The sequence below is a fragment of the Variovorax paradoxus genome, assembly GCF_022009635.1.
Taxonomy (GTDB): domain Bacteria; phylum Pseudomonadota; class Gammaproteobacteria; order Burkholderiales; family Burkholderiaceae_C; genus Variovorax.
Window position 1 is genome coordinate 2,626,055 of the sequence record NZ_CP091716.1, and the last position, 22,284, is coordinate 2,648,338.

The 22,284-nt window shown below is 66.4% G+C and carries 1 protein-coding gene; it reads right to left on the reverse strand.

Annotated features, from left to right (window positions below; all coding sequences use genetic code 11):
* Positions 1 to 5: 5 nt before the first annotated feature.
* Positions 6 to 21,437 (reverse strand): Ig-like domain-containing protein, encoded by a 21,432-nt coding sequence (locus L3V85_RS12250; RefSeq protein ID WP_272934789.1) that lies wholly within the window; start codon positions 21,435 to 21,437, stop codon positions 6 to 8.
* Positions 21,438 to 22,284: the final 847 nt, after the last annotated feature.

Genomic DNA, 22,284 nt, shown 5'->3' on the forward strand with positions numbered 1-22,284 from the left:
GCCCGTCAGACCAGCACGAGCTGGTGGTTGGCCAGCAGCGTGGCGAGGTCGGTGGTCACGCCATTGAGGGTGATAAGCGTCGTTGACGAATACGCACCGCCCGACCCGTCACGGTCGATGCTCAAAGTCGTGTTGCCGCCGCTGACCGTCACGCTCAGGTAGTTGCCGATGGCATCCCCCGAATCGATGACGGCAACGCCGTTGATGTAGCGCGCGGCCCCGTCGGCGTCGGCGGTGTAGCCCACCAGCAGTTCCTTCAGATCGATGCGGTCCGCATTGGGCGTGGCCTCGACGGTTCCAACCTCGAACCCATTGACCGTGTCCGCGCCATTGCCGCCGGTGGCGTCGCTGGCCGAAAGCAGCTTGTAGAGCAGCGTGTCCCTGCCGCCACCCGTGAGGTTGAAGGTGTCGTTGCCGCCACGCCCCTCGAACTGGTTGTCCGCCGCGTTGTCGGTGAAGGTGTCCGCACCGTTACTACCCGCCAGGCCTTCGATGTTCCTGAAGGTCGCCGTGCCGAAGCCGGTGTTCTGCGCGCCGGTGTTGCTCAGGTCGATGGTGAGCGACGTGTTGTCGGCCAGTTTGTAGTCGACGATGTCCAGGCCGCCGGTATTGCTCCAGGCCTTGACGCCGGACACCATCACTGTGCCGCCGCCACCTTCGTACTTGTCATTGCCTTGGGTGGCGAAGAAGGTGTCGTTGTAGCCGGTGCCGACGATGCCGTTGGCGATGTTGGCATTGGCGACGTTGGTCCCGGATTCGGTGGTCAGCACAAAGGCGTGGTTCGCCTCGCCGGCCTTCAGGCCGGTCCATGCGGCATTGACCTGTTCGATGGCGTTGCCGCCGAGCTTGGCCAGACCACCCACATCGGCTGCCTGTCCGTTGGCAATGCGCAGGATTGCCAGCGTGTAAGTCTCTCTCGGATCGAGCCCGTAGAAGTCGACGATCGCGGAACTGTCGTTGGTCTGGTTGCCGGACTGCGGATTGATGATCTGGGTGGACACCAGCTTGCCCGACGAGTCGAACAGTTGCACGGTGTTGCCATACAGCGCGTTGATGCCTTCCGCATCGAGGATGCGGAAGTGCAGCGACGTGCCGTCTGCCACCGTGGTGGTATTGGTGATGAAGCGGGTGTTGCCTTTCTGGGTGAACGCCAGCAGGTCGCGGTCGCCGTCCCAGTCGATGTCGGCGGCAACGGCGCCGGTGACGGCATCGTCGGTCTCGAGGCGATGGTTCCAGACGCCGATCTCTTCCGTCCCCCCAAGCAGATTGGTCGTGACGAAATCGATATCAGTTCCCGAACTGTTGTTCGTGTAGAGGTTGATCGGTCCTCTATTGCCGTCTTTCGTCATGCCGCCGCCGGTGCCGAAACCTGGCAGCTCGATGACGTCCATCTTGCCGTCGCCGTTCCAGTCCACCGCGAGCGAGGCACCGCCTTGCAAAAGATCGCCAAGGAGGTACATGCCCGACGGCTTCTCTCCGACCGTTTGTTTGTCCTTCAGGCGAATCATCCCAAGACGACCGTGGCCATCGTTGAACAAGATACGGCTCTGATACTGCTCGTTGGGGGTTGCCCCGTAGCCGCGGCCCATGAACAGATCCATGTAGCCGTCGCCGTTGAAATCGGACCAGGTCATGGAGACGCCGTTGCCGGAGTACGGGTCATCGTCGAGGCGCTGGAAAGTCTTTTCTATGATCTGCGTGTTCTCCCAGGTACCGTCGCCCTTGTTGGTCGCGACGACCAGCCGATACGCATCGCTGCTGTAGGGTTCGACAAAGGGTTTGTTGGCTGGACCTCCCATCTTCGTCAAACCCGCCGTCGCGTGATAGACGAGGTCGACCTTGCCGTCGTTATTCAGATCGACGCCTGACAGTTCCATGTCGAAAGTGGCATTGCCGGCGTTGGTTGGGGCCGATGCACCATAGGTCGCTGCCACGTCTTCCGTGTAGGCACCGTCCTTGACCATGCCGAGGATTTTTCCGTCCGTGTTGAGCACGATCTGGGAGTCGTATCCTCCTCCGCTTATGGCGTCGTTTGGCGTCTGGTCACCATAGGCCAGGTCGACGAGGCCGTCGCCGGTCTTGTCGAAGGCCACCACGCCACCGAACCAGCTGTACGTGTTCGCGCTATCCGCCGTGAGCTTGTCTCCGTCCTCCTTGTCAGTGCCTCTGGTCACAGTCGATCCGCCAACCTGCACAGCCTTGTATTTGCTGCCATTGAAGAGGAAGGCCTGCTGGCCATCGTCGTAGGTGCTGTCTTCCGCGAACAGATCCATGTGCCCATCGCGGTTGAAGTCCATGAATGTGGCGTTCTGGACATAGTTAGGCCCCACGTATGCCGGATTGTCGGTAGGGGAATTGCTCGTCAGCTTGGTCTGCCCGAAGCTGCCCAGCGAGGCGCTGTCGGTTCCGTTGGCATCCAGCATCGTCTGGTTGGTGTGGATGCGCCACATGCCGTTCTCACCGAGCGTGTAGGCGGTCGCCTTCTGGTTCGGATCGCTGGCGGCGGATCCGACCGTCACCGTCGGTGCCGCGGAGACGATCAGCTCGCCTGCGGTGTCGTCGGTTGACATCTGCACGCCGGCAGCATTCTTGACCACAGCCCTGACGTCGTAGGTCCCAAGGTCGACGGCTGACGGCACTTGCACATACCAGGTGCTGTGCGTCGAATCGACGACCACCGCGCCATTGGCCGAGCTGTAGGTCTTGCCGGCGATGGTGACCTCGATGTACTGGCCGTTGGCCAGCTTGAAGGGCATGGAGCCGGTGACCAGCGGCGTGGTGTCGACGGTCGTCTGGCGGTTGACCGTGAGGGCGTAGTCGACGGTCAGGCTGAAGCTGCTCGACATCGTGCCCTCGCTGCCCGCGGCACTGGCCACGGCGGCCCGATAGGTATGGGTCGAGCCGTCCGCGAGAACGCCGAGGTCGTAGGTCCAGGCAGTGCCGTTGACCGTGGCGGTGCCCAGCAGCGTCGAGCCTTCATAGATGCGCACGACCTGGCCGAGGCTGAGCGGCGCTGTCAGTGAGCCGGCGAGCACCGGATCGGCGTCGTCAGTCGTGGTGCCGTTGCCGAAGGGCCCCTTGGCCGGGCCTGCATCGTCGATGTAGCCGGTGATGGCTGCGGTCATGCTGGGCATGGCGGTGTCGACCTTGAAGGCCAGCGGGTTCGATTGCGGGCCTTCGTTGCCGGCCGCGTCGGCATTGCTCGCCGTCAGGCTGTGTGCGCCATTGGCCAGTTCCTTGCCGACCGGCGGTGTGAAGCTCCACTTGCCCGCGCTGTCGGCCGTCGCGGAGCCGATCAGCACGCCGTTGTCGTAGATCCTGACGGTGCCGTTCGGCTCCGCGCCGGAACCCGTGAAATCGGGGCGGGCATCGTTTGTCGTGCTGCCCGGCGTGATCGACCCGGTGATGGGCGCCACGTCGTCTATGGCACCATCGACCGAAGGCTGAGCGGTGGGCGCCGTCTGGTCGACAGTGAGCACCAAGGCGCCGGAAGTAGCACCCAGGTTGCCCCGCCCGTCTTCGACGCGGGCGGTATAGGCATAAGTGATACCGTCGGCCAGACTCGCGTCCTGGAAGGTCCAGGTCGAAGCCCCGGTCATGGTGGCGGTGCCGAGGCGGATGTCGTCGCGATAGACCACTACGACCTCGCCCAAGCCCAGGGAGCCAGCGAGCGTACCGTTGAGCTGCGGCGTCGAGTCGTTGGTCATGGTGCCCGAAGCGAAGGTACCTTGCTGCGGGTCCTGGTTGTCGGTGTAGTTCGCGATCACCACCGTCTGGCTGAGCGTGGGCGCGGCCCGGTTGTCGCTCGAGTTCAACACGACCTTCACACCTTGCTGCACCCAGACGTCACCCAGCGTGTTGGTCGTCGGCAGCGCGCTGTTGTGATAGACGGTGTAGTTCACTCCGCCGATGCTCGTGGCTCCCGTGCTGCTCCAGCGGCCCGCTTCCTGGTGCAACTGCACCGTGTCGCCGGCGTCGCCGGTCACGCGCAGGTGGCCTTGGCCCGTGCCGTGGCCGGCGCCTGTGCTGCTCTGCTGGTTGAGAACGTCGGAGAGTCGCAACTTCAGGACGTTGCCCGTGTTGCCGGCACCAGTGCCCAGGTCGAAGTTCTCGAAGCCCTGCACTTTAAGGCCGAGCCGCGGCAGGTCGAGCGTGATGTGCGAACCGTCGACCACCAGCGTGTCGATGCCCAGGCCACCATCCACGCGGACCACGCCCGTGATCTCGTTGATGCGGATGCTGTCGTTCCCCGCGCCGCCATACGCGCTGTCACCCGCCCGCACGCCGGTGATGGTGTCGTTGCCTGCGCCGCCGGAGAGCCTGTCCCTACCGGCCGTTGCCGCAATGACGTCGTCGCCAACGGTCAGCAGGTTGGTGAAATTGAATGCGCTGGAATAGACCACCTCCAGGTAGCCCGCGGCCGGCGCTCCCGTCGTGCCGCGATAGGAGGAACCGAGTGCCAGGTCGGCTTGGCCGTCGCCGTTCAGGTCGGACAGCGCCACGTTCACGCCGAGCATCGATCCGGAGCTCGCGCTGCCGTTCTGGCCGTATGTCAGGTTGCCGCTGTTCGCCGACTTGTCGCCCCAGTAGGTGGCCGCGACACTCATGGTGCCGGAATAGCCGCCTTGCTGGCCGTACACGATATAGACCGCGCCGTTGTTCACCATGCCTTTCACATCGGCCAGCGGTGCGCCGATGGCGATGTCGTCGATGCCGTCGCCGTTGAAGTCGCCCACCGAGGTCCCGTTGCCGAACATTGCATCGGGCGTGCTGTCCGATGCGGTGATGACGAAGCCGTCGGAAGCCGAGAGGCTGGCGAGGTTGAGGTTGGAGGTCGCGCCGCCGACCTTGCCGTAAACAACATAGACGCGGCCCGGTCCCTTCTGCTCTCCCGCGTCGGGCCCGAATTGCGGCGAACCGATGATCATGTCCGCGATGCCGTCCCCATTGACGTCACCCGAGGAGATGGGCATGCCGGTATTCGACAGATACCCGTATGGCTCCGGGTCGATGTAGGTGCCCAGGTACTGGTTTCGCTCCTCGCCATAGACGCGGAAGCCATTGGTGATGTTCACGTAGTCGGTCTGCAGGCTGTAGTCCTGCGGGAAACCTCTCGCCGTGCCGTAGATCACCTGGATGGCGCCAGCATTTTCGATGTTGCCGACGGGATTACGGGCGTTGTACATGCTGTAGGCGAAGTCGGAGTAGCCATCGCCGTTGATGTCCCCGATGTTCATCACGTTGTCGGGATAGCCGTTCGTGTTGTCGTTGTAGATGACTGTGTGTGGCCGTGAGCTTTCCACTGACGAGTTACGGCTGTCCGAGACATAGCTCGCCGGACTCGATCCGGTGAAGCCGACGTAGTAGTTGCCCCAGTCTGCCGAGCCCGCCGCTCCGGCGTGGCCGTAGAGGATGGCCGTGCCCGAGGAGCCGGTGCCCCGCTGCCAGTCCTGCATGATGATGTCGGCATACCCGTCGCCGTTCACGTCCACGAGCGCGCCGCCCGCGCCGAACCAGGTCGATCCGCCCTCGCGCTGCACGATGGCAACGCCGTCGCTGTTACCGCCGGACGAAATGATGGTGCGGACATCCACGTTCACCGGCGCAGAACCGGCACTCTCGGAAGACCTCCCGAAGATGACCCAGGCGCTGTTGAGGTTGTCGTCGTAGAGGATCACGTCCGAGTAGCCATCGCCATTGACGTCACCATAGCCCTGGACGGCGGTCAGGATGTTGGAGTCGGAGATATCCCCCGACGTGAATATCTTCAGTCCGTCGGTCCCGGGCAGGTTTGAAACATCGCTCAGGTCCGGCAACCCTTGCTTGCTGCCGTAAAGAATGTTGACGCTCCATTTGTTCGCGGCGCGAGCGGCTGCCGAGCCATGTGGTGCCACGACCGCGAAATCGTTGTAGCCGTCGCCGTTGAAGTCGCCGATGGCCTGAACGTCATAGCCGAAGTTGTCATTGCTGGCGCTGCCGGAAATCTTGCTCGTGCCGCCGCCCACGGTCACTGTTGCCGGCGCCGAGCGGTTGCCGTTGTAGTCCTGAGCCACGGCGGTAACGATCGCGCCGATATTCACCGGAGCGGCCGACGCGTCGATGCTCCATGCACCGTCGGCGGTGACCGTGGCCGTGAACGGGAGCACGTAGTCGATCACGCCGTCGGCGTTCTTGTCGACACTGAGCGTCACGGTGATCGGCTTCGTCGCGGTGGGCGAAACCATCGGCGTGTCGGCGTCCGAGGTCGTTCCCGAGAAGCGGTTGCCATCGGTCTTCTGGATGGTGACCACGGGTGGCGTCGTGTCGGCGGCTTGCGAACCCTTGCTTGACGCATTGCCGGCGAGGTCGTAGGCCACGGCGGAGACGGTCGTGTTGGCCGCAATGGGCGTTGACGGCGTCCAGGTCCAGTTGCCGTTGGCATCGGCGGTGACGCTTACCTCAATAGATCCGTCGTTGCCCACGTCGATCGCGACCAGCGCTCCGGCTTCCGCCTTGCCTGCAACCAGCGAGCCGCCGACGCGCTGCAGATCGAGCGCGGGGCTGGTCCGGTCCACGGTCACCTCGATGACGTTGGCCGCGGCCGTGCTGTTGCCGGCCGCATCGGTGAGAGTCGCGCGGAAAAGGTATTTGCCGTCGGACAGGTTGCTTTGCGCGGCCGTCGTCGTCTTCCAGCTCGTCCCGCCGTCGGTCGACACCTCATAGCTTGCGGCAGAGGCATCGGCGCCGATCAACACGAGATCGAAAGTGTTGTCGGTGCTGTTGTGGTCGGACGACTGGTTGGCCGCCAACGTGCCCGCCGCGGGGAAGCTGTCCGAGTAGTTGCCCAGGCTCAGGGTGGCCACGGGCGGCGCCACGGTGTCGACCGTGAATGTCAGCGGTGTCGACTTCGGACCTTCGTTGCCGGCGGCGTCCACACTGCTCGTGGTCAGGCTGTGCGGGCCGTTGGCCAGCTCCTTGCCGGCCGTCGGCGTGAAGCTCCACTTGCCCGTACCGTCGGCGGTCGCGGAGCCGATCAGCGTGCCGTTGTCGTAGACCCTGACCGTGCCGTTGGGCTCCGCTCCCGCACCCTTCAGCGCGGGGCGGGTTTCGTTGGTCGTGCCGCCCGCGGTGATCGGACCGGTGACCGGTGCGGTCTCGTCCATGATGCTGTCGATGGACGGTGCCGTGGAGGGAGCCACGGTGTCGACCGTGAAGCTCAGGGGCGCCGATTGCGGCCCCTCGTTGCCGGCCGCGTCGAGGCTGCTCGCCGTCAGTCTGTGCGGGCCCTCGGCCAGTTCCTTGCCGGCTGCTGGCGTGAAGTTCCATTTGCCGGTGCTGTCCGCCGTCGTGGAGCCGATCAGCATGCTGTTGTCATAGATCCTGACGGTGCCGTTCGGCTCGGCTCCCGCGCCCTTCAGTTCGGGGCGGGCGTCGTTGGTCGTGCTGCCCGAGATGATGGGGCCGGTAACCGGATCGACGTCGTCCATGGCGCCGTCGATCACCAGACCTGCCGGAGGCGAGGTCTGGTCGATGGTGAGCGTGAAGGCCGCCGAAGCGGCACCCCGGTTGCCCGCCGCATCCTCGACGCGGGCGGTGTAGCTGTAGCCGGTGCCGTTGACAAGGCCGGTGTCCTGGAAAGTCCACGTCGCGGCGCCCGTCATGGTGGCGGCGCCGAGGCGGACGCCGTCGCGGTACACCGCCACCACCTCGCCCGTGCCCAGCGTGCCGGCGAGCGTGCCGTTGAGCTGCGGCGTGGTGTCGTTGGTCGTGCTGCCGGACGTGAAGGTGCCTTGCTGCGGGTCCTGGTTGTCCAGGTAGCTCGTGATGGCCACGGTCTGCGTCGGCGCGGTCGTGTCGACCGTCAGTGTGAAGCGGGAGGAGGGCACGCCCTCGTTGCCGGCCGCGTCCGTGACCACTGCCGTGTAGGTGTGGGTGCTGCCGTCGGCCAGCGTGGGCGTGGCGAAGCTCCAGCGCGTGCCGGTCACCGTGGCGGTGCCCAGCAGCGTGGTGCCTTCGTAGATGCGCACCGTGTCGGCGGCTCCGATGGCCGCGCTCAGTTCTCCGCGAAGCACCGGCGTGGTGTCGTCCGTGCTCGTGCCGCTGGCGAAGTCGCCCTGGTTGGTGCCGACGTTGTCGGTGTATGCGGTGATGCTCGTCGTCTGTGCCGGTGCGGACGTGCTCACGGTCAGCGTGAATCCGCTCGAACTCGCACCCTGATTGCCCGCCGCATCGGCCACCACTGCGGTGTAGGTGTGGGTGCTGCCGCTGGACAGCGCCGGGGTGGCGAAGGTCCAGGTCGTGCCCGTCACCGTGGCGGTGCCGAGCAGCGTCGTGCCTTCGTAGATGCGCACCACGTCGGTCGCGCCGATGGCTTCGCTCAGCGTGCCGCGGAGCACCGGCGTCGTGTCGTCGGTGGTGGTGCCGCTGGCAAAGTCGCCCCGGTTGGTGCCGACGTCGTCGGTGTATGCGGCGATGGTCACGTTCTGCGCCGGCGGCGTGGTGTCCACGGTCAGCGTGAAGACCGGAGAGGCTGCGCCGACGTTGCCCGCCGCGTCGGCGATTGCCGCCGTGTAGCCGTGGGTGCTGCCGCTGGCCAGTGCCGGTACTGCGAAGGTCCAGCTCGTGCCGGTGACGGTAGCGGTGCCCAGCAGCGTCGTGCCTTCGTAGATACGCACCACGTCCGTCGCGCCGATGGCGGCGCTCAGCGTGCCGTTGAGTACAGGCGCCGTGTCGTCGGTGTTCGTGCCGCTGGCGAAGTCGCCCCGGTTCGTGCCGATGTCGTCGGTGTAGGAGGCGATGGTCACGGCCTGCGTCGGCGCGGTGGTGTCCACGGTCAGCGAGAAGGCCGCCGAGGCCGTGCCCTTGTTGCCCGCGGCGTCGGCGATCACCGCCGTGTAACTGTGTGCGCTGCCGTCGGTCAGTGCCGGCGTGGCGAAGGTCCAGGCCGAGCCGCTCACGGTGGCCGTGCCGAGCAACACGTTGCCTTCGTAGATCTGAACGACGTCGCCGGTCTTCAGGCCCGCGACGGTGCCCTTGAGCGTGGGCGTGGTGTCGTTCGTGCTGGTGCCGCTGCCGTATTCGCCGGTGTTGGGTGCAACGTCGTCGATGTAGGCGGTGATGGCCACGGCGTTTTCGGCGGTTGGCGCGCTGGTGTCGATGACCACGACTTGCGAACTCGACGCACCCGCGTTGCCCGCGGCGTCCACTACGCGCGTCAGGACGGTATGGCTGCCGTCGGAGAGCGAGACAGCCGTGTTGTCGAACTGGTAAGTGTTGCCGCCGACCAGCGTGGCGTTGTTCCAGGTCTTGCCGCTGTCCAGCGAGATCTGCACCGTGGCGCCCGGCTCTATGGCCGCGTCGACCGTGATCGTTGCCACGAGGGTGCGGTCGCTGGTGACGAAGTCGCTGTTGCTCGTGCCGGTGTCGGTGCCGATTGCGCTGAGCGTGGCCTTGTCGATGGGCGCCGTGGTGTCGATGTTGACGACGTAGGAGCCTGAGGGCTTGCTCTCGTTGCCCACGGGGTCGATGGCGGTGGCGGTGAGCTGGTGCGCGCCTTCCGCCAGCGGCGTGGTCGGCGTGAAGCTCCAGCTGCCGTCGGGCTGCACTGTCGTGCTGCCGATGGCACTGCCGTTGTCGTAGACCTTGATGACATCGCCGGGCGTTGCGCCGCTGCCGGAGAGGGTGGGGGTGGTGTCGTCGGTGGCGCTGCCGCTCGTGAGCGGGCCTTGCACCGAGCCGACGTCGTCCGTGGCCTTGGCGATGGTGGGCACGCTCGGCGCGGTCGTGTCGATGCTCAGGGCCAGAGTGGCTTCGCCTTTGGTGCCGGCCGCGTTCACCGCGGTGGCGGTGTACTTGTGCGCACCTTCTGCCTGCACGGGCGGCGTAAGGCTCCAGTTGCCGTTGGCGTCTGCTGTGGTCGAGCCCAGAACCGTCGAGTTCTCCGTGACGGTCACGATGGCGCCGGCCGTTGCGGTGCCCACGAGTGTGGGCGTGGTGTCGTCCGTGGCTGCCCCCGGAGCAAGGTTGCCTTGCTTGCTGCCCTGGTTGTCCACCGCGTGGCTGACGCTGACGACGACGCCGGAGGTGTCGACCGTGAAGGTCAGCGGTGCGCTGGCTGCGCTGGTGTTGCCTGCCGCGTCGGTGAGCGTGTGCGTGATGCTGTGCGCTCCCTGGACCAGAGGCTTCTCGGGCGTGAGGCTCCAGGTACCGTCGGCGTTGACCGCAGTGCTGCCGATGAGCGCGGCGCCGTCGTACAGCTTGACGACGTCTCCGGCCTTGGCGCCGCTGCCGCTGAAGGCGGGCGAGGCGTCGTCGGTGGAGCCGCCGGCCGGTATCGAGCCGGTCACAGCCCCTTGGTCGTCCGTGGCCACAACGGTGGCCGGTGTCGTCGGTGCCGTGGTGTCCAGCACGATCGGGTAGAGACCCGTGGCCGGGCTGGACTGGCCCGCGCCGTCGACTGCGATGGCCTTGAGGTTCTTGAGGCCGTCAGCGCCCAGAGGGCTGGTGGTGACGCTCCATGTGCCGTTGGCGGACACGCTGGTCGAGCCCACGGCCACGTCGTCGGCATACACGGTCACGACCGTGCCGACGGTCCCGGTGCCGCTGAGCGTGGGCGTGTTGTCGTCGGTGCTGGCGTTCTGGGCGATGCTGCCGGTCACGCTGCCCTTGTCGTCGCTCACACCAGTGATCGCCGGAGCTGCGGGCCGATCGCCTAGCAGGGTGAAAGTGGAGGCCGGCGTGATGGCGCTGACGTTGCCGGCCGCATCGACGGCCTCCGCGGTGAGGCTGTGCGGACCGGTAGCCAGCGGCAGCGCCGGCGTGAAGCGCCACGTGCCGTCGGCGGCGACCGCCGTGCTGCCGATCAGCTTGCCGTTGTCGTAGACATTGACGCTGGCCACCTGCGCGGGATCGGCCTTGCCGACGTACTCCGGCTTGCTGTCGTCGGTTTGCGCACCGGAGGCGAGCTGGCCTTGCACGGCGCCTACGTCGTCCAGCACCTGAATCTTCGACGCGTCCAGCGCCGCGGGCGCCGTGGTGTCGACGCTGATCACCAGTGCGCCTGAATGAGCGCTTTCGTTGCCGGCCGCATCGGAGAGCGTATAGCTGATGCGATGGGTGCCTTCGGTCAGGGGCGCGTTCGGCGTCAACGTGCCGTTGAGCGTGTCGTAGGTCGCGGCAACCTTGACTCCGTCCACATACAGCGTCGGTCTCGAGCCGGGCTCCACCTTGCCGATGTTGATGCCGGGCGTGGCATCGTCCGTGATGGCTGCAGTGCTCGTCGTGCTCTGGATGGTGCCGGCGTTGTCGGCATAGCTCGTCGGAGTCGACGGTGCTGCCGGAGCGGTCTGGTCGACCGTCACGGTGAGTGCCGGAGTCTGCTTGCTCTCGTTGCCCGCCGCATCGGTCAGCGTGTAGCTGATCCGGTGCTCGCCCTCAGTCAGCGCGGTGGTCGGTGTCAGCGTGCTGGTGACGGGGTCATAGGTCGCTGCGACCTTGATGTCGTCCACATAAAGAGACGGCGTCAGGCCGCTCGGCACCTTTCCGATGTTGAAGCCCGGCGTGGCATCGTCGGTGGTCGACGCGGTACTGGCCGTGCTCTGAATCGTGCCGACGTTGTCGGCATAGCCCGTTGGCGCGGCAGGAGGCGGCACGGCGATCGTGTTGACGGTGACGGAGAGCGCGGGGGCCTGCTTGCTCTCGTTGCCGGCGGCGTCGGTCAGCGTGTAGCCGATCTGGTGCGCGCCTTCGGCCAGCGGCGTGTTCGGCGTCAGCGTGCCTGCGACCGGGTCATAGGTCGCGGCGACCTTGGTGCCATCGACATACAGCGAGGGCGTCAGGCCCGCGGGCACGGTGCCGATGTTGATGCCGGGTGTGGTGTCGTCGGTGACCTTGGCGGTGCTCGTCGGGCTCTGGACGGAGCCGACGTTATCGGCATAACCGGTTGCCGCGGTGGGGGTGGCTGGAGCGGTGGTGTCGACATTCACGACGAAGACGCCAGAACGCGGGCTTTCATTGCCCACGGGGTCGATGGCGGTGGCGGTGAGCTGGTGAGCGCCTTCGGCCAGCGGCGTGGTCGGCGTGAAGCTCCAGCTGCCGTCGGGCTTGACCGTGGTGCTGCCGATGGGGCTGGTGTTGTCGTAGACCTTGATGACATCGCCGGGCGTTGCGCCCTCACCGGAGAGTGTGGGCGTGGTGTCGTCGCTGGCGCCGCCGGTGGTGAGCGGGCCTTGCACCGAGCCGACGTCGTCCGTGGCCTTGCCAATGACGGGCACGTTCGGTGCGGTCGTGTCGACGGTCAGCGAGATCGAAGCCTCGCCCTTGGTGCCTGCCGCGTTCACCGCTGTGGCGGTGTACTTGTGTGCGCCTTCGGATTGCGCCGGCAGTGTGAGACTCCAGTTGCCGTTGGCGTCTGCCGTGGTGGAGCCCAGAACCGTCGAGTTCTCCGTGACGGTCACGATGGCGCCGGTCGTGGCCTTGCCTACGAGGGTCGGCGTGGTGTCGTCGGTGACGGCGCCCGGGGCGAGATTGCCTTGCTTGCTGCCCTGGTCGTCCACCGCATGGCCGACGCTGACGACGACGCCGGAGGTGTCGACCGTGAACGCAAGAGGCGCACTGGCTGCGCTGGTATTGCCTGCGGCGTCGGTGAGCGTGTGCGTGATGCTGTGTGCGCCATCGCCCAGCGGCGTGCTGAGAGCGAGGCTCCACTTGCCATCGCTCGTTACAGCAGCGCTGCCGACGAGGGTGGCGCCGTCGTACATCTTGACGATGTCGCCCGCCTCGGCACCGCTGCCGCTGAAAGTGGGCGAGGCGTCGTCGGTGGAACCACCGGCCGGGATCGTGCCGGTAACGGCGCCCTGGTCGTCCGTGGCCACGACCGTGCCCGGCGTGGCCGGTGGCATGGTGTCGAGCACGATCGGATAGGCACCCGTGGCCGGGCTGGCCTGACCCGCGCCGTCGACTGCGATGGCGCTCAGGTTCTTGACGCCGTCGGCGCCCAGCGGGCTGGTGGTCACGCTCCATGTGCCGTTGGCGGCCACGCTGGTCGAACCGACGGCCACGCCGTCGGCGTACACGGTCACGACCGTGCCGACGGTGCCGGTACCACTGAGCGTGGGCGTGCTGTCGTCGGTGCTGGCGTTCTGGGCGATGCTGCCGGTCACGCTGCCCTTGTCATCGCTCACGCCGGTGATGGCGGGAGCCGCAGGTGCGTCACCCAGCAGGGTGAAGGTGGATGCCGGCGTGATGGCGCTGACGTTGCCGGCCGCATCGACAGCCTGCGCGGTGAGGCTGTGCGGGCCGGTGGCCAGGGGCAGCGCGGGCGTGAAGCGCCACGTGCCGTCGGCGTTGACGGCCGTGCTGCCGATCAGTTTGCCGTTGTCGTAGACGTTGATGCTCGAGACTTGCGCGGGATCGGCCTTGCCGGTGTATTCCGGCTTGCTGTCGTCGGTCTGCGCGCCGGAAGCGATGGGGCCTTGCACTGTGCCCACGTCGTCGAGTACCTGGATCTTGGATGCGTCCAGGGCCGCGGGCGCCGTGGTGTCGACGTTGACCGTGAAGGCACCGGAGGGCGGGCTCTCGTTACCGGCCGGGTCGACGGCCGTGGTGGTGAGCCGATGCGAGCCTTCGGCCAGCGGCGTGGTCGGGGTGAAGCTCCAGGTGCCGTCTGGCTGCACCGTGGTGCTGCCGATGGGGCTGGCGTTGTCGTAGACCTTGATGACGTCGCCCGGCGTTGCGCCGCTGCCGGTCAGCGTGGGCGTGGTGTCGTCGGTGACACCACCGCTCGCAAGAGGGCCCTGCACCGAGCCCATGTTGTCGGATGCGGAGCCGATGGCCGGGACGGCCGGCGCGCTCTTGTCGACAATGACGGCGAGTGCCGGAGCCTGCTTGCTCTCGTTGCCCGCCGCGTCGGTCAGCGTGTAGCTGATCCGGTGCTTGCCTTCGGGCAATGCCGTGCTCGGCGTGAGCGTGCCGGTGGCCGGGTCATAGGTCGAGGCGATCTTGGCGCCGTCGACATACAGCGAAGGCGTGAGGCCGCTCGGTACCGTGCCGATGTTGATGCCTGGTGTGGTGTCGTCGGTCGTCGAGGCGCTGCTGTTCGGGCTCTGGATGGCGCCGACGTTGTCTGCGTAGCCAGTTGCCGCAGTCGGCGTGGATGGAGCGTTCGTGTTGATGGCGACGGCGAGCGCGGGCGCCTGCTTGCTTTCGTTGCCGGCGGTGTCGGTCAGCGTGTAGCCGATCTGGTGCGCGCCTTCGGCGAGCGGAACGTTGGGCGTCAGCGTGCCGGCGACCGGGTCATAGGTCGAGGCGACCTTGTTGCCATCGACATACAGCGATGGCGTGAGGCCAGCGGGTACCGCGCCGATATTCAGTGCTGGCGTGGTGTCGTCGGTGATCTTGGCGGTGCTCGTCGGGCTCTGGACGGAGCCGACGTTGTCGGCATAGCCCGTTGCAGCTGACGGAGTGGGTGGTGGTGTCGTGTCGACGTTGACGACGAAGGAGCCCGAGGGCTTGCTCTCGTTGCCCACGGGGTCGATGGCGGTGGCGGTGAGCTGGTGCGCACCTTCGGCCAGCGGCGTGGTCGGGGTGAAGCTCCAGGTGCCGTCGGGCTTGACCGTGGTGCTGCCGATGGGGCTGGCGTTGTCGTAGATCTTGATGACATCGCCGGGCGTTGCGCCTTCGCCGGAGAGGGTGGGCGTGGTGTCGTCGCTGGCGCCGCCGGTGGTGAGCGGGCCTTGCACCGAGCCGACGTCGTCCGTGGCTTTGCCGATGGTAGGTACGTTCGGCGCGGTCGTGTCGACGATCATAGAGATCGAAGCTTCGCCCTTGGTGCCGGCCGCGTTCACCGCGGTGGCGGTGTACTTGTGCGCACCTTCCGATTGCGCCGGCAGCATGAGGCTCCAGTTGCCGTTGGCGTCCGCTGTGGTGGAGCCCAGAACAGTCGAGTTCTCCGTGATGGTCACGACAGCACCGGCCGTTGCCGTGCCTACGAGCGTGGGCGTGGTGTCGTCGGTGGCGGCGCCCGGAGCTAGGTTGCCTTGCTTGCCGCCCTGATCGTCCACCGCATGGCCGACGCTGACGACGACACCGGAGGTGTCGACCGAGAAGGCCAGCGGGGCGCTGGCTGCGCTGGTGTTGCCCGCCGCGTCGGTGAGCGTGTGCGTGATGCTGTGCGCACCCTGGGCCAGAGGCTTATTGGGCGTAAGGCTCCAGGTGCCGTCGGCGTTGACCGCGGTGCTGCCGATGAGCGCGGCGCCGTCGTACAGCTTGACGACGTCTCCGGCCTTGGCGCCGCTGCCGCTGAAGGCGGGCGAGGCGTCGTCGGTGGAGCCGCCTGGGGCGATCGGCCCGGTCACAGCCCCTTGGTCATCCGTGGCTGTCACGGTCGTGGGCGTAGCAGGTGCGGTGGTGTCCAGCACGATCGGGTAGTCACCGGTAGCGGGGCTGGCCTGGCCAGCGCCATCGACGGCAATGGCCTTGAGGTTCTTGACGCCATCACTGCCCAGCGGACTGGTGGTCACGCTCCAGGTGCCGTTGGCGGCCACGCTGGTCGAGCCCACGGCGACGCCGTCGGCGTACACGGTCACGACCGTGCCGACGGTCCCGGTGCCGCTGAGTGTGGGCGTGTTGTCGTCGGTGCTGGCGTTCTGGGCGATGCTGCCGGTCACGCTGCCCTTGTCGTCGCTCACGCCGGTGATGGCGGGGGCCGCAGGTGCGTCGCCTAGCAGTGTGAAGGTCGAGGCCGGCGTGATGGCGCTGACGTTGCCGGCCGCATCGACGGCCCGTGCGGTGAGGCTGTGCGTGCCCGTGGCCAGTGGCAGCATGGGCGTGAAGCGCCAGGTGCCGTCGGCATTGACCTCCGTGCTGCCCAGCAGCACGCCGCTGTCGTAGACATTCACACTCGCCACTTGCGCGGGGTCCGCCTTGCCTGCATAGGTCGGCTTGCTGTCGTCGGTCTGCGCGCCTGAAGCGAGAGGGCCCTGCGTCGCGCCCACGTCGTCCAGCACTTGCAGCGCGGAGGCGTCCAGCGCCGGGGGCGGCGTGGTGTCCATGTTGACTGCGAGCGCGCCCGAACGCGCGCTCTCGTTGCCGGCCGCATCGGTCAGCGTGTAGCTGAGCCGGTGCGAGCCTTCGGTCAGCGGTGCATTCGGCGTCAGCGTGCCGGCGACCGGGTCATAGGTTGCGGCGAACTTGATGCCGTCGACATACAGCGCGGGCGTCGTGCCTACGGGCACCGTGCCGATGTTGAGGCCGGGCATGGTGTCGTCGGTGGTCGGGGCGGTGCTGGCCGGGTTCCGGACGGTGCCGACGTTGTCGGCATAGCTCGTCGGTGCGGCTGGCGCGACCGGGGCAGTCTTGTCGACGGTGACGGTGAGCGCCGGCGCCGGCTTGCTCTCGTTGCCGGCCGTGTCGGTCAGCGTGTAGCTGATGCGGTGCGTGCCTTCGGCGAGCGGAGCATCGGGCGTCAGCGTGCCGAGGGCCGGGTCATAGGTCGCGGCGACTTTGACGTCGTCCACATACAGAGACGGCGTCGAGCCGGCTGGCACCGTGCCGATGTTGAGTCCGGGTGTGGTGTCGTCCGTGGTCGGCTCGGTGCTCGTCTGGCTCTGGATGGTGCCGACATTGTCGGCATAGCCCGTCGGCGCGCCCGGCGGGGGCAGAGCGACCGTGTTGACGATGACGGAGAGTGCGGGGGCCTGCTTGCTCTCGTTGCCGGCGGCGTCGGTCAGCGTGTAGCCGATCTGGTGCGAGCCTTCGGCGAGCGGAACGTTGGGCGTCAGCGTGCCTGCGACCGGGTCATAGGTCGAGGCGACCTTGGTGCCATCGACATACAGCGATGGCGTCAGGCCCGTGGGCACCGTGCCGATGTTGATGCCGGGCGTGGTGTCGTCGGTGATCTTGGCGGTACTCGTCGGGCTCTGGACGGAGCCGACGTTGTCGGCATAGCCGGTTGCCGCCGCCGGCGTGGCCGGCGCGATGGTGTCCACGTTGATCACGAAGTCGCTCGACGGCTTGCTCTCGTTGCCCACGGGATCCATGGCCGTGGCGGTGAGCCTGTGCGTGCCTTCGGCCAGCGGCGTGGTCGGCGTGAAGCTCCAGCTGCCATCGGCCTTGACCGTGGTGCTGCCGATGGCGCTGTCGTTGTCGTAGATCTTGATGACATCGCCCGCCGTCGCGCCGTTGCCGGTGAGCGTGGGTGTGGTGTCGTCGCTTGCGCCTCCGTTCACCAATTGGCCCTGCACCGCACCCACGTCGTCCGTGGCGTTGCCGATGGCAGGAATTTTGGGCGGCGTCGTGTCGATGGTCAGGCCGAGAACGGCCTGACCGGTGGTGCCGGCGGCGTTTACCGCGGTGGCTTTGTATTCGTGCGCGCCCTCGGCCTGCTCCGAAAGCGTGAGGCTCCAGTTGCCGTTCGCGTCCGCCGTGGCGGAGCCGAGAACGGCAGCACCCTCGGTGACTGTCACGACCGCGCCGGCCGTGGCCTTGCCGGCGAGTGTTGGCGTGGTGTCGTTGGTGAGCCCGGCGATCTGCCTGGCCCCGCGTGCTGGCGGTCGTTCCAGGGATTGCCGGACGCTGACGATGACGTCGGAGGTGTCGATCGTGAAGGTCAGCGGTGCGCTGGCGGCGCTGGTGTTGCCGGCGGCGTCGGTGACCGTTTGCGTGATGCTGTGCGCCCCCGCGCCCAGCGGCGCGCCGGGTGTGACGCTCCAGCCGCCGTCGGTCGCGACCGTGGCGCTGCCGATGAGGGTGGCGCCGTCGTACAACCTGACGGTGTCGCCGGCCTTGACGCCGCTGCCGCTGAAGGTGGGCGAGACATCGTCGGTGGTGTCGCCGGACACGATCGGGCCTTGCACCGCGCCGACCTTGTCCGCCGCCGCGATCATGCTCGGGGTGGAAGGTGGCGTGGTGTCGAGCACGATCGGGTAGATGCCCGTGGCGGCGCTGGTCTGGCCCGCGCCGTCGGCCGCGACGGCGCTCAGGTTCTTGACGCCGTCGGCGCCCAACGGATTGGTTGTCACGCTCCAGGTGCCGTTGGCGGCCACGCTGGCCGAGCCGACGGCCACGCCGTCGGCATACACGGTCACGACCGTGCCGACGGTGCCGGTGCCGCTGAGCGTCGGCGTGTTGTCGTCGGTGCTGGCGTCCTTGGCGATGTTGCCGGTCACGCTGCCCCTGTTGTCGCTCACGCCGGTGATGGCCGGTGCAGCGGGCGCGGTGCCCAGCAGTGTGAAGGTCGAGGCGGGCGTGGTGGCACTGACGTTGCCGGCCGAATCGACGGCCTGCGCGGTGAGGCTGTGCGGGCCGGTGTCCAGAGGCAATGTGGGCTCGAAGCGCCAGGTGCCGTCGGCGTTGACGGCCGTGCTGCCGATCAGTTTGCCGTTGTCGTAGACGTTGATGCTGGCCACCTGCGCGGGGTCGGCCTTCCCGGCGTATGTCGGCTTGCTGTCGTCGGTCTGCGCGCCGGAGGCGATGGGGCCTTGAATGGCGCCCACGTCGTCGAGCACCTGGATCAGCGAAGCGTTCAGCTGCGGGGGCGGCGTGATGTCCACGTTCACCGTGAAGTCGCCCGAACGCGGGCTTTCGTTGCCCGCCGCATCGACGGCCGACGTGCTGAGGCGATGGAGGCCTTCCGTCAGCGGTGTGGTCGGCGTGAAGCTCCAGCTGCCGTCGGGCTGCACCGTCGTGCTGCCGATCGGGCTGGCGTTGTCGTAGACCTTGATGACGTCGCCCGGCGTCGCGCCGCTGCCGGTCAGCGTGGGCGTGGTGTCGTCGGTGGCGCTGCCGCTCGTGAGCGGGCCTTGCACCGAACCGACGTCGTCAGTGGCCTTGCCGATGGCGGGAGCGTTAGGCGCCGTCGTGTCGATGGTCAACGAGAGGGAGGCTTCGCCCTTCGTGCCGGCCGCGTTGACCGCGGTGGCCGTGTACTTGTGCGCGCCTTCGGCCTGCGCTGGCAGCGTGAGGCTCCAGTTGCCGTTGGCATCCGCCGTGGTGGAGCCGACAACGGTCGAGTTTTCCGTGACGGTCACGATGGCCCCGGCCGTCGCCGTGCCCACGAGGGTCGGCGTGGTGTCGTCGGTGACTGCGCCCGAGGCGAGGTTGCCTTGCTTGCTGCCTTGGTCATCGACCGCATGGCCGACGCTGACGACGACATTCGATGTGTCGACCGTGAAGGTCAGGGGGGCGCTGGCGGCACTGGTGTTGCCCGCTGCATCGGTGAGCGTGTGCGTGATGCTGTGCGCGCCCTGGCCCAGCGGCTTCTCGGGCGAGAGGCTCCAGCTGCCGTCGGCATTGACTGCGGTGCTGCCGATGAGGGTGGCGCCGTCGTACAGCTTGACGGTGTCGCCGGCCTTGGCGCCACTGCCGCTGAAGGCGGGCGAGGCGTCGTCTGTGGAGCCTCCGGCGGCGATCGCGCCGGTGACTGCGCCCTGATCGTCCGTGGCCACGACGGTGGCCGGTTTCGTCGGCGCCGTGGTGTCCAACACGATCGGGTAGTCACCCGTGGCCGGGCTTGCCTGCCCCGCGCCGTCGACTGCGATGGCCTTGAGCTTCTTGACGCCATCGCCACTCAGCGGGCTGGTGGTCACGCTCCACGTGCCGTTGGCGGCGACGCTGGCCGAGCCGACGGCCACGTCGTCGGCGTACACCGTCACGACCGTGCCGACGGTACCGGTGCCGCTCAGCGTGGGGGTGTTGTCGTCGGTGCTGGCGTCCTTGGCGATGTTGCCGGTGATGCTGCCCTTGTTGTCGCTCACGCCGGTGATGGCCGGCGCGGCGGGGGCATCGCCCAGCAGCGTGAAGGTGGATGCGGGTGTGATCGCGCTGATGTTGCCGGCTGCATCGACGGCCTGCGCGGTGAAACTGTGCGCGCCCGTGGCCAGGGGCAGCGCGGGCGTGAAGCGCCAGCTGCCGTCGGCGTTCACTGCCGTGCTGCCGATCAGCTTGCCGTTGTCGTAGACGTTGATGCTCGACACCTGGGCGGGGTCGGTCTTGCCGATGTATTCCGGCTTGCTGTCGTCGGTTTGTGCGCCAGCGGCAATGGGGCCTCGGACAGCGCCGATGTCGTCCAGCACCTGGATGCTGGAGGCATCCAGCGCCGCAGGCGGCGTGGTGTCCACGTTGACCGTGAAGGCGGCCGAGGGCCTGCTTTCGTTGCCTGCCGGGTCGATGGCCGTGGTGGTGAGACGGTGCGCGCCCTCTGCCAGCGGCCTGGCTGGCGTGAAGCTCCAACTGCCGTCGGCCTTGACCGTCGTGCTGCCGATGGCACTGCCGTTGTCGTAGACCTTGATGACATCGCCCGCCGTCGCGCCGCTGCCGGTGAGCGTGGGCGTGGTGTCGTCGGTGACACCGCCACTGGCGAGCGGACCCTGCACTGGGCCCATGTTGTCCGAAGCTGCGCCGATGGCCGGCGCGCCCGGTGCGGTCGTGTCGAGTCGGACGCTTCCGGTTGTCACTGGCATGGAGACGTTGCCGGCCAGGTCGCGGCTCGTCGCGCTGACATTGATCGCGCCGCCTTCCACCGGATTGGGAAACGATGCGTTGACAAAACCGTTGGCGACATCCGCCGCTGTCAGCGTGATGCTGGACGAGACCGTGCCGGCAGCCAGAGTGATGACGTCGCCCACAGCCGCACCCGACACGAGCGTGATCTTCGCGGTCACATCGGCGCCTTTCTCGCTGGCGTTGATGAAGCCGTCCTTGTTGGCGTCGTTGACGATGGCGATGCCGATGACAGGCGGCTTGCCGTCGACAGCGGCTGTGGTTTCAGGGCTCGTGTTGCCGGCTGCATCGGTGGCAACGACGTGCAGCACCGTGCCGTCCTTCGGCGGAGCCGTTGGCGTGATGCTGTACGCGCCGTCGGCCGCGACAGTGGCGCTGCCGATGACGTTGCCCGAGTCGTCCTTGATCGTGACCATGGAGCCGACTTCGGCCATGCCCGTGATCAGGCTGCCGTTGGTCGGATTGACGGTGGGGGCGGCTGGAGACGTCTTGTTGCTCGGCGTCTGCGGAGGGGGCGAGGAAAAGAGGAAGGACTGCAGGTTGTCGCCGCCGCCACCGCTGAAGGCCGCGCCTGCGGCCAAACCACCGCCGACGAGAAAAGGCAGCAAGCCGAGATCGAAGTCCTGGTGCAGCAGCAAGGGCTCGATGGAGTCGATATTCGAATATTCGACGGCCAGATCGCCCTGGTTTTCACCGATTTCGGCCAGCCACAGACCCTCTTGGTTGTCGCTCAGTACAAGGTTGCTGCTGTGGCCATTGAAGGGCGTGAAGAAATCATGAACGGTGACGACCTCGCCTGAAACGGCGGTAATGATCAGGTCATTGCCGACGCGGCGCATGCCTTTGATCCGGTCATTCGACAGGCCGATGCGGATAACCGAGGCCGCCTTGAGTGAAATCTCGTTCACCAGGATTTGGCTGACTTTCCCACCACGCTTGGCAATTACTTCCAGCGAAAACATCTTTTATTCCCTGATTTTTAATTGATTGAGGCTTCGGGATTTATTGAAATCCAGAAATCAATATGGATAAATTTGTCGACTCTTGGATTTGTCGATCTGATTTTTTGAATTGATAATTTATTGGCGCTGCCAATGGCTCCAATTGCACACGCCATCCGATCCACGTCTGGCCTGAACGGAGGGGGCTCGAAGCGCTGGGCACAGGGCGTGCAATGGCCGCCGCGCAGTTCTCGAGCTCTTTCCTTGTGTCGTACTTTCGTAGCGCAATACACGGCCGCAAGAATTTGACGAAGGCACTTCAACCTCGCTGTTTCATCAATGGGATGCCAGTGGAGGTGCCGCGGCACACCCCATCAGGATCATTCGGACAGCGCAATGTAATGGTTTACATTGCGTTTGGAATATTTCATCGACCAAAGGCTGATGAAAATTTCTACTGCTCGAATTGCTCTTTCGGGTGTTTATTTTTAAATGTTCGTGAAAAAGTTCACGAAATTTGGGAGGCTGTGTGTGCGCCCCTGATTATTAATTGCATGTTTATTGCAATTGATGGCAATTATTTGAAAATGCCCTGAAAAGTTGACGCGATCAATTTCAAAGGTAGATGCGAAAAACTTCACGGCATATCAGAAGCGCCTTGAGCATTCCGGGCCGTTTTCCCGGAATGAAAGGCCGGTACCAGGAGATGGGGAGGGGGCGAAAGTCCGCGTAAGCGGTCTTTGTTTACTGTTGTTTCAGTTGCGGGCCGCATGGAGATCCAGGGGCCGAAATGAAAAGCACGGTCGAACGAAAGCCCGTTCAGGGCACGCTCTGCTTGAATCCTTGGAGATGTGCCTTCTCTGCGGAT

Excerpts from the sequence above, each read along its gene's own strand:
- L3V85_RS12250 (WP_272934789.1), bottom strand. The coding sequence starts at position 21,437 with ATGTTTTCGCTGGAAGTAATTGCCAAGCGTGGTGGGAAAGTCAGCCAA.